The 12,123-nt window shown below is 58.2% G+C and carries 11 protein-coding genes and 1 tRNA gene; 9 read left to right on the forward strand and 3 right to left on the reverse strand.

Annotated features, from left to right (window positions below):
- Positions 1 to 125: 125 nt before the first annotated feature.
- From ACVWXE_RS02345 to ACVWXE_RS02360, 4 genes are all read left to right on the forward strand, one after another.
- Positions 126 to 1,907: a glycoside hydrolase family 3 N-terminal domain-containing protein gene (locus ACVWXE_RS02345; protein WP_457489487.1), complete on the forward strand. Its 1,782-nt coding sequence runs from the start codon at positions 126 to 128 to the stop codon at positions 1,905 to 1,907.
- Between the two features lie 299 nt (positions 1,908 to 2,206).
- Positions 2,207 to 2,500, forward strand: a complete 294-nt coding sequence (locus tag ACVWXE_RS02350; RefSeq protein WP_369791762.1) for a c-type cytochrome — start codon at positions 2,207 to 2,209, stop codon at positions 2,498 to 2,500.
- Between the two features lie 9 nt (positions 2,501 to 2,509).
- The gene (locus ACVWXE_RS02355; RefSeq protein WP_457489488.1) at positions 2,510 to 3,181 is read left to right on the forward strand and encodes a diacylglycerol/polyprenol kinase family protein; all 672 of its coding nucleotides are present in this window, start codon (positions 2,510 to 2,512) and stop codon (positions 3,179 to 3,181) included.
- Positions 3,182 to 3,252: 71 nt separating this feature from the next.
- On the forward strand, positions 3,253 to 4,545 hold the full coding sequence (locus tag ACVWXE_RS02360) for a Glu/Leu/Phe/Val family dehydrogenase (protein ID WP_457489489.1): 1,293 nt from the start codon (positions 3,253 to 3,255) through the stop codon (positions 4,543 to 4,545).
- Positions 4,546 to 4,638: 93 nt separating this feature from the next.
- Here ACVWXE_RS02360 and ACVWXE_RS02365 read toward each other — a convergent pair whose 3' ends face one another.
- Positions 4,639 to 5,004: a hypothetical protein gene (locus ACVWXE_RS02365; protein ID WP_457489490.1), complete on the reverse strand. Its 366-nt coding sequence runs from the start codon at positions 5,002 to 5,004 to the stop codon at positions 4,639 to 4,641.
- 335 nt (positions 5,005 to 5,339) lie between these two features.
- Positions 5,340 to 5,597 (reverse strand): helix-turn-helix domain-containing protein, encoded by a 258-nt coding sequence (locus ACVWXE_RS02370; protein ID WP_414413157.1) that lies wholly within the window; start codon positions 5,595 to 5,597, stop codon positions 5,340 to 5,342.
- Positions 5,598 to 5,932: 335 nt separating this feature from the next.
- Here ACVWXE_RS02370 and ACVWXE_RS02375 point away from each other — a divergent pair, with 335 nt between their 5' ends.
- The 4 genes from ACVWXE_RS02375 (at position 5,933) to ACVWXE_RS02390 (ending at position 10,433) form a co-directional block, all read left to right on the forward strand.
- The gene (locus tag ACVWXE_RS02375) at positions 5,933 to 7,042 is read left to right on the forward strand and encodes an RpoD/SigA family RNA polymerase sigma factor (protein ID WP_414421349.1); all 1,110 of its coding nucleotides are present in this window, start codon (positions 5,933 to 5,935) and stop codon (positions 7,040 to 7,042) included.
- 694 nt (positions 7,043 to 7,736) lie between these two features.
- On the forward strand, positions 7,737 to 8,669 hold the full coding sequence (locus tag ACVWXE_RS02380; RefSeq protein WP_414329307.1) for a COX15/CtaA family protein: 933 nt from the start codon (positions 7,737 to 7,739) through the stop codon (positions 8,667 to 8,669).
- A gap of 53 nt (positions 8,670 to 8,722) precedes the next feature.
- Positions 8,723 to 9,715 (forward strand): heme o synthase, encoded by a 993-nt coding sequence (locus ACVWXE_RS02385; RefSeq protein ID WP_457489500.1) that lies wholly within the window; start codon positions 8,723 to 8,725, stop codon positions 9,713 to 9,715.
- Between the two features lie 439 nt (positions 9,716 to 10,154).
- Entirely contained in the window at positions 10,155 to 10,433 is a 279-nt protein-coding gene (locus ACVWXE_RS02390) for a hypothetical protein (protein ID WP_011432303.1), read from the forward strand.
- A gap of 304 nt (positions 10,434 to 10,737) precedes the next feature.
- Here ACVWXE_RS02390 and ACVWXE_RS02395 read toward each other — a convergent pair.
- Positions 10,738 to 10,810: transfer RNA gene (locus ACVWXE_RS02395), tRNA-Ala, on the reverse strand.
- A 253-nt stretch (positions 10,811 to 11,063) separates the two neighbouring features.
- Here ACVWXE_RS02395 and sppA point away from each other — a divergent pair.
- Complete coding sequence (gene sppA / locus ACVWXE_RS02400) at positions 11,064 to 12,101, forward strand: signal peptide peptidase SppA (protein WP_457395024.1); 1,038 nt, start codon at positions 11,064 to 11,066, stop codon at positions 12,099 to 12,101.
- The last annotated feature ends 22 nt before the right edge of the window (positions 12,102 to 12,123 follow it).

The following is a 12,123-nucleotide window of genomic DNA, read 5'->3' on the forward strand; positions in this document are numbered from 1 at the left end:
CGCAACCGGCAGGAGTGGCTATCATGATCTGCGTTTCTGCAAAGGGAGCAGTTCCCCTTGCTGACGAACTTTCGGCTGTGCCTATGAGTGTTTCCGGATCTCCGCTCGAGGAACTTGACCGACCCTTGTCCCTAGCCCGGCAGGTGGCGCAACTGTTGGTGGTGCCGGTCTCGGCCCGTCTGGGATCCCAGTCTCCTCCCCGAGAGATCCTCAAACGGCTTATCCAGGAGGTGGGGATCGGGGGCATCTGGCTCACGGATGGCCACGTGGCCGAGGCCCTGCTGCTGATCGAGGAGGCCCAGTCTTGGGCGGCTCTGCCCCTTTTGGTGGCAGCCGAGGTCGGGCGGGGGCTGGCCCTGCAGGGGGCGACCCCTTTCCCCCATCCTCTAGGGTTGAGCCGCCTGGGGGCGGAAGCCGAGCGCTGGGCCGAGCAGTGGGGGCGGATCACGGCGCGGGAGGCGGCGGCCATCGGCATCAATTGGTTGCTCAGCCCGGTGGCAGAGCCGCTGGGGGAAGGGGCGCTGGCGGAGGATCCCCTGTCTGCTTTGCAACTGGCGCGAGCTTTTGTGCGCGGATGTGAGCAAGCCACCCCGGGCAGCACAGGCGGGATCCTAACCACAGCCAGCTCTTTTCCGGGCAAAGGCTGGAGGGATCCGGTTCAGGCCGGACTGAAGCCATCCCCAAAGACAACAGACACCCCCTGGTGCCCCCGATTAACCCTGACCCTAGCCCAGCTCCAAGAGGGACCTTGGCTGCCTTTTCGAGGTTTGGTGGAGCAGGTGGGGGCGATCTTGGTTTCCCACGTGGTGCTGCCGGAGTGGGATGAGCGCTGGCCTGTCACCCTGCTGCCGGGGCGGCTGACCCAACTGCTGCGCCAGGAATGGGGGTTTGGCGGGCTTATTGTTGTGGACAGCCTCGATCAAGGCTGCTTGGCAGAGCTGGCCAATGCTAACGGGCCCAACTCATTGGCCGTGCGGGCTTTCCAGGCCGGTGCCGATCTGATTCTGACCCCCCCCGATCCAACGGCATCCTTGGCAGCCGTTTTGGAAGCGGTGCAACAGGGATCCCTCAGCACAGACCAGCTTGCCCAGTCGGTGACGCGGGTGCTGCGGGCCAAACAGCGAATCCTACCTGCCGCCTCAGCTCTCCTCCAACAGGTGTGGCCGGCCTTGGCGGAAACCGACTTCAGCGCCCTTGGCGGATGGATGGGGGCCAGGGATCCCACGGATCCGGCCCTCAACCGTGGCTCTCCCGCCGAGCAACTGAAGCCTTTGCTGCTGGGGGATCCCATCCCCAAGGACTCGGCGTTGGGAAAGTTGTTCAACAGGCGCTCCAGCCTGCCCTCTGCTCTGCACAGAGCTGCCCAGATGGGATCCCTCTTGGCCGAGAAGGATATTGCTCCCTGTCAAGCGGCTATGGCCCGTGGTGGCGTGGAAGGAGGTCGGCCCCTCGGCCCGCCCGCAGAGCCCGGATGGTTGAACTGGATCTGGCAGGATCCCCCCTTGGGTGCTGCCGATGTGCAGTTGCAATCTCCCGCCCTCCATGTTCCAGCTGCCCTGGGCATGCTTCCTGTGCTCAGCGATGCTCTTACCCCCCTGCCTTGGTTGGAAGCTGCCCTAAACAACGCCCCAGGGTTGATTTTCCAAGGTTTCCTTGGGAATCCCTTGCCCAACTATGTGCTGGATTGGCTGCAACAGCATCGGGAGCGGGTGGCAGCGGTCGTCATTTATGGTAATTTATCTCTCTACCGCCGCCTGCAGGCGCACTTTCCATGGGCCAATGCCATCCACAGCCTCAACCGGGATCCCTGGGCCCAAGCGGAGGTGATGGAGCGGCTCTTTCCCAACCGTCCCCCCTCAGAGGGATCAAAGTCTCACGTGGCCCAGCCAACCATTAAGAAAAAGTAAATACCTTTACAGATTATTGGCAGGGAAAGGCTCCTGAGTTATCGTGTTGGTTGAAATGTAAAAGATTGAAACGGTTTCTCTCAGCGTTGTCTGTGCCTCCCTCCCTCTCAGACACTCCTCAATCCTGCAGCAGCCAGTCGTCAACTGGCAGTTGGGTTGAGTTTGAGCAAAAGCGACTTCAACCTCCATCCCAACGACGTTTACAACCCTTCCTCAAATCCTTGCAGCAGTTCTTTACAAGTGTCTGGTCTCAAAAAACTCGGCTGGGTCTTGCCCTCCTCAGCCTAGGGCTGGCGATATTGACCTGGGCTTGGCTAAGTGCTGAGGCTCGTCTGGATCCCTATACGGAAGCCGTCCTCAGCTTACAGGGGCAGGTTAGCCATGGTGCATCCTTGTTTGCCCTCAACTGTGCAGCCTGCCACGGAGAAGAAGCGGATGGGCGAGTGGGGCCCAGTCTGCGGGGGGTGAGCAGCCGCCGCTCGGATCGGTTTATCATTCAGCAAGTGACCGGTGGCAAAACGCCTCCCATGCCCCAGTTCCAGCCGGATCCCCAGGAGATGGCGGATTTGCTCAGCTACTTGAAAACCCTCTGAGGCCGTTTCATGGGCCTGCCTCAGCAGCTTGCTTGCTATGCTCTCTGGCTGGCCTCCGTATTCGCTTTTGCGGAATGGTTGCGCTCCCGCCAGGTGGACGGGGAATGGGTGCGTAAGGTCATCCACATCGGCGTGGGCAATATCATTTTGTTGGCTTGGGCCTTGCAAGTGCCCCGCTGGCTGGGGGTGGGATTCTCTCTGGTGTTTGCCGGCTTGGCGCTGCTCTCCTACCGAGTGGCCATCTTGCCCAGCTTAAATGGGGTCGGTCGCCGCAGCTTTGGCACCTGTTTCTACGCCATCAGCATTGGTCTGTTGCTGTTTTGGTTTTGGCGGCCACAGCGACAGGTTTTCGCGGTGATCGGCATATTGGTGATGACGTGGGCCGACGCCCTGGCGGGCTTGGTGGGCAAAACTTGTGGCAAACACCCCTACCAACTGGGATCCCTTCAAAAAAGCTGGGAGGGATCCCTGACCATGTGGGCGGTGAGCAGCTTGGTGATCGCGGCTCTGCTGCTGGGGTACTTTGGCTTCTCCCCCCCTTTGCTGGCCATCAGCCTCTTGGTGGGGGGGATAACCATGGGGCTGGAGGTGTTCTCTTGGTGGGGGTTGGATAACCTGACCGTGCCCCTGGCCAGTGCCGGCCTCTGTTTTGTTCTGCTGCAGATCCTCAACTATTTGTAACGCTTGCTACGGAACGTTCCTCTCCGGTTCCCGGCGGTATAGTGTGGAAACAGCCCTTGCTTCTCTTCGCCATGGCTGCAAGTCCCATGCTCGCCTCTTCTGCTCCTCCCTCTCCCGCCCATATCTGTCCCCTTGCCCAGGCCTGCAGCTACCTAGATTGGGCAGCTCGCGAGCTGAAGCTGGATCCCGGCTGGGTGGCAATCCTCAGCACCCCCCGTAAAGTGGTGACGGTGGCGATCCCCGTGCGGCTGGATAACGGACAAATCCAAGTGCTGGCCGGCCATCGGGTGCAGCATTGCAACGTTCTCGGCCCCTACAAAGGGGGGATCCGCTACCACCCAGCGGTCACCCTTGAAGAGGTCTCGGCCTTGGCGATGCTCATGACCTGGAAATGCGCCCTTATGGGCATTCCCTACGGTGGGGCCAAAGGGGGGATCCCTATCGATCCGAGGCGTTATTCGGTCTCGGAGCTGGAGCGCATTACCCGCCGTTATACCAGCGAGCTGATCAAGGATATCGGCCCTGCAGAGGACATTCCCGCTCCAGACATGGGAACTTCCGCCCGCGAGATGGCCTGGGTGATGGATACCTATTCCATGAATGTTGGGCATGCGGTGCCGGGAGTAGTGACGGGCAAACCTCTCTCGATTGGGGGATCCCGAGGGCGAGAACTGGCCACCGGACGGGGGGTGATGATCACGGTACGGGAAGCCTTGGCCCGACATGGTGGATCCCTGGCAGGGGCAACGGTGTTAATCCAAGGTTTTGGCAATGTGGGCGGGGCAGCGGCCAGCTTGCTGCATGAGGCGGGAGCTAAGATTGTGGCGGTTTCCGGCAGTTCTGGGGGCCTTTACAATCCTAATGGACTGGATATCCCCGCCCTCAAAGCTTACATGAAGGAACGGGGAGGCCGCATGGCGGGCTTTCCACAGGCTGAGCCCATCAGCAACGCCGACCTACTGGTGCAAAAAGCGGACGTGTTGATCCCTGCTGCTCTAGAGAACCAAATTACCGAAGCCAATGCCCACCAAATTCAAGCCCGGATCGTGGCAGAAGCTGCCAACGGGCCAACCACTCTCGCCGCCGACCGGATTTTGGAATCGCGAGGGATCCAGGTATTGCCGGATATCCTAACCAATGCCGGTGGAGTGGTGGTGAGCTATCTGGAGTGGGTGCAGGGACTCTCTTACGTCTTCTGGGATGAAGAGCGAGTTTATCAAGAAATGGAAGGTCTGATGGTACGTGCCTTTGAACGGGTGGTGCAGGAGGCAGAACGGCGGCAAGTGTCGCTGCGACTGGCTGCCTACACCCTAGGGGTAGGCCGAGTGGCCCAAGCCCTACAGGATCGCGGCCTTTACCCGTAGACGCTCCCCCACCTGGAGACCGGGAACTCTTGGCTCAACAAGCCCACTTGCCAGGGTTCGGCTGCCCAAACTCTGCTGGAGGTAGTCCTTTTCTCAAGCCCGACGGCGTTCTTGCTCCTGCTTTTCCTGCTGCTGCCATTGCTTGAGCAGCTCTTTTGCCGCCTGCGGGGTAAAGTAGTCCAGCTCCATCAGCTTACGGTAGGTCAGAATTTGTCGCATCTCCAGGGGCATATCTGCTTTTTGGTAGAAGTAGCGAATGCGATTGATGTTTTGCTCCATTTCTGTAAACTCTTGCTCCCGCTTGATCTGCCTTTCCTGCTTGAGCACCTCATGGGGGGCAGAAAGGCGGTTGTAGTTGGGGATCCGTTGCGTGCCTGTGGTTTTGCTGGCAGCAGGCAGACGGTGGCCTCCGGTTTGTCGGTTGTTGGCCTTGTTGGAATTGAAGAAGAAAGAGAGCATCGGCAAACCTTACACAAACAGATAGACGGCCAGATAGACGGCGGCAGCTTAACGCCAAGTCAACAATATCAAGTTTAGGTGAAGAAGCCGTGATCCCGATCCTTGTTGGAAAAACCCGTACTGCTGACGAGGCGCTGTATCTCTCCGCCTCTCCTACCCCCTCGGATGGTTGAGGGAAAGATGAGGTTTGGCCTCAAGCCAATCTATTCGTAAATTAAGCCTACCGTACTTACACGGAAATTGACCAAGATCACGCCGAAAAGCGCAGGATACTTACGTATCTTCACGTCTTTTCGTTCGAGATACTTGTATCGGATATATCTTCCCACCAGCCGCTACAGGTGGGATTCATCTCCGCTCAGCAGCCAAGTGACCGATACCCCCAACGCCTTGGCAAAGGCCACCAGTTCTTTGTCAATGACGCGCCGTTTTCCCTTTTCCACCTGGCCAATTTTGACGTAGTCCAACTGCACACCGTACTTGGCCAAGCGGCCCGCCAGTTGATCTTGGGTGAGTTGCAGCTTCTCCCGTACCCAGCGCACCCGCTCCCCAATCAAGTTGGCCGATGGATGGTACCGGTTGTTAGCCTCCATAGGAGCAGAAAGCTTTAAATATAAATATTCTTTATATTCTTTTCCAGACTGAGCAAGTCGAGGGTTCCCCACATGGTAGCCTGAGCTGGCAAGGTTCCCTTTTCCTGGGATCCCACCCGGCAGCCGTTGAGCTAACCGGCTCACAAACAAGCTTACCTCAAGGTCTAGATCGAAAATCGCTTACCGCTTTTTGGCGAGCGACCCCTTGCCTGCAAAGACTTGGCGGACGGGACCCCTGCTGTTCCCGCATCCAAGCGGAAAAATCTCCGGACAAAAAAGAGGGGCATGATCGATTTTCGCTCGCAGCAGCAGCAGAAACCTTTTTAGACTGGGAGATGAAGTTCTCTCCTCACCTGGCTGTGGTTTTTTCTCGTCCTCATCCTGAACACTCTGTCTCTTCGCCTCAGGAGTTCGACGATCTCTGGTTCGACCCCGAGTCTGCCCCTCAAGACGACCTCGCAGAAGTTGACTCAGAGCCAGGGGCCGGCGGATCCCGGTTGAATGAAGACGCTGTCGATCACTACCTGAATACCATCGGTCGCGTGCCCCGCATCGATCACGCTGAGGAAATCGAGCTGTCGCGCAAAATTCAGCAAAAGCTCCTCATCGATCAAGCCCGGCAGGAATGGCGGCAACAGCGGGGGGAGGATCCCAGTGACGAGGCTTTGGCCGAGGCCCTGCAGATTTCCGTATCCACCCTACGCTCCCGCATCCGACAAGGGGAGCAGGCTCAGCGCAAGCTGATCAACGCCAACCTGCGCCTGGTGGTCAGCGTTGCCAAGAAATACCTCAATCGGGGGGTGCCCTTTTTGGATCTGATCCAAGAGGGCAATATCGGGTTAATTCGGGCCACCGAAAAATTCAATGCCGAACGGGGGTTTCGCTTCAGCACCTACGCCCATTGGTGGATTCGCCAAGGCATTACCCGCTGCATTGCCAACCAAGCGCGGACGATTCGCCTGCCGGTACACATGGTCGACAAAGTACGCCTGCTCAAGCGCACCAACCGCGAGCTGATGAAGCTGCAGGGGAGGCGGCCCACCGAAGCGGAGCTGGCAGAAGCCTTGGGCATTAAAGTCAAGAAACTGCGCATGATCCAACAGGCTGCTGCTTTGCCCCTGTCGCTGGATGTGCCGGTCGGCCAAGAAGGAGAAAGCCGCCTTGGAGATTTGCTGCAAGATGAGCGGCAAGAGCAGCCCTTTCAAGGGATCCTCGTGCAATCGATGCAGCAGGATGTGCGTTCTGCCATGCAAACCCTGAAGCCGATTGAGAGGCAAGTGCTGGAGTTGCGCTATGGGTTAGACGGGCAACAGGCGAGAACCCTGCGGGAGGTGGGGGATCACTTCAACCTAACGCGGGAACGGATTCGTCAGATCGAGCGGGATGCCCTGCGCAAGTTGCGGGTGGGATATTCTTCGCGGGCTTTGGCTCAGTACATTCGCTAGTGGCTACAGGCCTGGCAGACCGATTTCCGGGCCAGCTTCTGCCCAGGGATAGCCTTTTTTCAATCTTCTTGGGTTGAACACCATAGCCCCTTGCAGCGGCGATGATAAGGATCCCTTATCCCCTGAGCCTATTGGGGCTGATGACCCCCCGGCTACCTCATCTTCACGACCAGAGCCAGTGGGAAGGACTTTGGCAGCTAACCTCTTTGGTCGTTGAGGAGTTGGCTGATCGGTTTCCTCTGGCGCTCAGGCATTGTAGTCATTCCAAACGAGATTGAGACACTCCCGTTGCCGCCCAAACGCTTCGCGCCGCTGCCGCGACCCCTCTCCCAGGGGGAAAAGGATTGGTCTGCTGGCTTGACTTCCCAGAGGTGCCTAGGATTCGGAACACCTGTGCGCCGAGAAAGAAATTCTTAAAAAGCCTTCGCCAGCCACAAAACCGCATTTAGGATTGGCTTCGAGGAATAGTCAGCGAGTAACCTGCGTCTTTGTTTCCAGATGGCCCGATACCAAGCCGGCTAGGCTTTTTTAGCCCAGCCTCTTTTTCAGTGCAGATGCTCGAGTCAGTGCAGATGCTCGAGCCGTCAGCCCAGTCTTTGCTATGCCTTCAACTGCAATGGATTCTTCGATCTTTCATCAATCCCAACCTTCTTCCCAGCGGAATCCTGTGCTCTCAGACAAGCTTTCCCTGCGTATGGGACAAGCCCTACTGGGGTTAGCATTGGCCACTTGGCTGCTGATGGGGTTAGGCAGTGCCACCCGCGTCATGAATGCTGGGCTGTCCTGTCCAGATTGGCCCCTTTGCTACGGGGCAATTGTGCCCAGCCAGCAGATGAACCTACAGGTCTTTTTGGAATGGTTTCACCGCATGGTGGCTTCTGGGGTAGGCTTGGCTACGCTGGTTCTGATGGGGTTTGCTTGGCTGAAGCGTCAGGCATTGCCCACTTGGCTGCCCTGGGGTTTGAGCTGGGCTTTTGTTCTGGTCTTGATGCAAGGGATCCTGGGTGGGCTGACGGTCACGGAGCTGCTGCGCTTTGATATTGTGACGGCCCACTTGGGCACGGGCCTGCTGTTTTTTGCCACTTTGCTCACCCTGGGATTACTGATCTGGACAAGAGCCGGTTCTAAGGACTCCATCCTGCCGCTGCGACTGGGTGAAGGGCCATTTTCCGTCGGCTACTTGCCTTGGCTGGGCTTGGGGGCGGTGCTGCTGGTGTATGTCCAGAGCCTTCTGGGCGCCTTGGTGGCCTCCCAATGGGCTTTGCATCAATGCTTTGCTGCCGGCGAGCTGTGCTGGGTGATGAATAGCCACTTGCTGGGGGTTGCTCCGGCCACCCTTGGGGTGTTGGCGGTAGCGGTGGCCACCGGGCTGCGGCGCAAGCGGATCCCCCGCCTTCTCAAGTTCTTGGGCCATGGGTCTGTTGGCCTGCTGTTGGCCCAGGTGGGGATCGGTGTTTTGACCTATCATTACCGGCTGCAGGTAGAACCCCTAACGGTGGCCCATCAGATGATGGGGGCAGCTTTGCTGGCCTGTCTGCTGGGTTTTACGGTGCTGGCCTGGCGAATGCGAACCCAGGGGGAAGAAGGCCAGTGGATGGCCATGACCGCAGAAATGACCGGTGAGTGAATTTCATGCAAGATAGCGTTTTAGTCGACCGTCAGGCTTCCTACCAGAACCCGATGGGGGGGATCCCCTCTGAGCAGAGCCCATGTGCTCTGGGGTGCGAGCGCCAGGCGCTTGTCCAGGTTTTGCGCAGCTACAGCCAGTTGGTGAAGCCCAAGATCATCGCCCTCTTGCTGATGACGACGGCTGGGGCCATGTGGATGGCAGGCAACACCGACCCGTTCAGGTTTTTCATCACCCTTTTGGGGGGAGGAATGGCGGCGGCGGCAGCCAACGTCATCAACATGGTGTATGACACCGATATCGATCGGATGATGGAGCGAACCCGCCATCGTCCCCTGCCTTCCGGTCGAATCCGGGCGCGGGATGCTCTGATTTTTTCGGGGATCCTGGCTTTGGCTGCCTTTGGGTTGTTGGCTATTTTCACCAACCTGCTGGCTGCCGGTTTGGCCATGTCGGGGATCCTGGTGTATGTGGGGGTCTATACCCACTGGCTGAAGCGTTCCAGCACGCAAAATATTGTCATCGGTGGAGCGGCAGGAGCGATCCCACCTTTGGTGGGCTGGGCAGCAACCACAGGCGAGCTCAGCTGGGCCGCGTGGGTGATGTTCGCCATCATCTTTTTGTGGACTCCACCCCACTTCTGGGCTTTGGCCATTCTGAAGCGGGAAGACTATGCCCGTGCCGGGGTGCCGATGCTGCCGGTGGTCGCGGGCGAAAGACTCACTGCCGCACAGATTTTGCTCTACGCGCTGCTGATGGTTCCGGTCAGCCTGTTGCTGGTTTACCCCTTAGGGATGCTGGGATCCTTTTATCTGAGCGTCGCGGCGCTGCTGGGATCCCTCTTGGTTTGGAAGGCGGTGCAGTTGCTGCAGGATCCCTGCGACCGAGATCGGGCGGCCTCGCTCTTCACGTTTGCCAACCTGTATCTGCTGCTGTTGTGCGGGGCCATGGGTCTGGATAGGTGGTCGTTAACCCACATCCTCTGGAGCCAGGCCACTGCGTCCCTCCAAGGGATTTACACCACCCTCATAGCGCTGGCCAGCTGACTTGCGCGAATGGGGGATCCCTGGGTTGATAACCCCCGTTGGCCAGCCGGTTTTTCCTCAAAATTGCGGCCCATTCTCAGAGAGCATGCCTCTAACCCCCAAAACCCTGAACTTTGCTGAATTTACTGAGCTTTAGGCGGTTTGGCAAAAGTCATTGAGAGGGATATAGTAGACTAAGTTTCCCCCTGATCCTTGAGTCCACCGCAACGGTTGCCGGGAAGTGAAGGGGGAAAGCGCTCGGGGGGTATTCCTCAGGGCTTTGCGGGATACCGCCTTCCTGTTTGGACTCCGTCCCGCTGACGCGAACAGAGATAGGCAGGATGCGATCGCTTCTTTCCTGAACCATGTTCAGGAGACTTCAGCGTGAATGTATCAGTGACACTCCATACCGTGCAGGGTAGAATGAGCTCATCATTAGCCAACCAAGACACACCCGGCCATGACCAATGAGGAAATTGAGACGCGGTTTGTCCAGTTGGCCGAAGCTGTGACCAGGGTGGCCAATACAGTTGCCCAGGTTACCGATGCTCAGCTTGCCTTGCAGACCCTTTCAGGGCGTCTCGCCGAAGTCGTCCTGGAGTTAAGGCAGGAAGTGCGAGAATTGCGGCAGGAGCTGAGAGAATTGAGGCAGCGGCAGGCTGAATCGGATCAACGCTTTGAGGTTCTCCTTCAGGAAATCCGCTTCTTGATCCGCCGCCAGGGAGAGGGGCAACCATGACCGGGTTTGCCGCTATGCCTTGCCTGTTTCCCACGAGGCCACAGATTGCTGGGTCGAAGACATTGGATTGGAACGGAGCGATATCACCATCGGTGTGAATTGTGGGAAAGGCTGGGGATCCCTTGTTCCACTGCTGTTTTTTTGCTCCTGGTTCTTGCTGGCGAACCTTTGGCCTGTCAATTCGCCGGGGCTAACCGTCTTGGTGAGCTTCGCAGGTTCCAGGGTTGAAGAGTCCCAGAACCCTGGCCTGCCGGAAACTCTCCAGGCTTTGGATGCTGTTGGATTATAACCAACTCACAATCAATGGAGCTTAGCGGACTTGAACCGCTGACCCCTTCAATGCCATTGAAGTGCTCTACCAACTGAGCTAAAGCCCCAATCACTTGGCTTCGAGCCAGAATCGCGCTCAAGGATCCTACCCTCTACTCCAGCTTACACTAGCAACCTGCAGAAGATGCCTCAGCGGTAAAAAACGCTGGAACCTGATCGTAAATAAGTGGAGGATCCTTGTCAATAGCTTGGATGGCTCAACCGAGATGAGGAGTTTGCTTGGTTCTCAGCCTTTTGGTGTCAGACGTTGCGAGAAGCCCGCGGGGTGGTAGAACGGAGTCAGTGGCAATTGAGGGGCCTGTGACACAAGAAACTCAGCTTAACCGCATTTTGGCGGCTTCTTTGCTGGTCGTCTGCCTTATTGCGGCCATTGTCGGGGGCACGCGCCCTGCCCCAGAGCCTACCCGAGGCGGGGTTGGCCTAGAGGCTGCACGGGGGGCGGAGCGCATCGAGGTGGTCACCCTGGAAGGAACGATAGGCGGCCCAGGGGGTTCGACTTTGGTAGGCCTGCCCACTTCTCCTGTGGAACAGTTGCGGGAGGCAGCACGGGATCCCTCTGTCAAGGCTGTATTGCTGCGCATCAACAGTCCCGGCGGAGCTGTGGGATCCAGCCAGGAACTCTACCGCGCCGTAACCGCTCTACACGGAGCAGGCAAGCCGGTGATCGCTATCCTAGAAAACATTGCTGCCAGTGGGGGGTACTACGTGGCCAGCGCTGCCGACAAAATCTATGCCAACCCTGGCACCCTAACCGGCAGCATAGGGGTTATCATCAGCGGCCTCAGCTTTGGTAAGTTGCTGGAGAACTACGGCATAGAGCCGCAGACCTTCAAAACCGGCGAGTACAAAGACCTTCTCTCTCCTTTCCGCAGTGCCACTCCTCAAGAGCAGCGCCTTCTGCAAAACTTGGTGGAGGATACCCTCGAGCAGTTCATTCGCGATGTGGCCCAAGGACGCCAGCACTTGCCAGAAAAGGCAGATGAGGTGCTGGAAGCAGAGATGATCGCGCGACGGCAGAGCTTGGATGAAGACCGGGTGCGACAATTGGCCGATGGACGCATCTTCACCGGGGCGCAAGCTGTGGAGGTGGGCTTGGTGGATGCTTTGGGGGGGTACACGGAGGCGGTGGAGGATCTGCGGCGCATGACCGGGGATCCCTCTTTGTCGCCGGCGGGTGAGGGAGAGGGCTTCCAACGAGTACTGCGACGCCTGTTAAGCCAAGGACTGTCCTCGCAAAGGCAAGCCGCTTGGCTGGGCCGGCTGTTGGAGAGCAACGAGGCTGTTGGGATCCCAGACGTGCCGTTGCTGTGGATGGCGCCGGAGTGGACTTTGCGCTAAACCTAAATCTAATCAGGACGGG

This window comes from Thermostichus sp. MS-CIW-41 (assembly GCF_054058915.1).

Bases quoted from the DNA above. Each gene is read 5' to 3' on its own strand.
- ACVWXE_RS02370 (WP_414413157.1), bottom strand. From the start codon at position 5,597: ATGGAGGCTAACAACCGGTACCATCCATCGGCCAACTTGATTGGGGAG.
- ACVWXE_RS02355 (WP_457489488.1), top strand. From the start codon at position 2,510: ATGGGCCTGCCTCAGCAGCTTGCTTGCTATGCTCTCTGGCTGGCCTCC.
- ACVWXE_RS02375 (WP_414421349.1), top strand. From the start codon at position 5,933: ATGAAGTTCTCTCCTCACCTGGCTGTGGTTTTTTCTCGTCCTCATCCT.
- ACVWXE_RS02380 (WP_414329307.1), top strand. From the start codon at position 7,737: ATGGGACAAGCCCTACTGGGGTTAGCATTGGCCACTTGGCTGCTGATG.
- ACVWXE_RS02385 (WP_457489500.1), top strand. From the start codon at position 8,723: ATGGGGGGGATCCCCTCTGAGCAGAGCCCATGTGCTCTGGGGTGCGAG.
- ACVWXE_RS02360 (WP_457489489.1), top strand. From the start codon at position 3,253: ATGGCTGCAAGTCCCATGCTCGCCTCTTCTGCTCCTCCCTCTCCCGCC.
- ACVWXE_RS02390 (WP_011432303.1), top strand. From the start codon at position 10,155: ATGACCAATGAGGAAATTGAGACGCGGTTTGTCCAGTTGGCCGAAGCT.
- ACVWXE_RS02365 (WP_457489490.1), bottom strand. From the start codon at position 5,004: ATGCTCTCTTTCTTCTTCAATTCCAACAAGGCCAACAACCGACAAACC.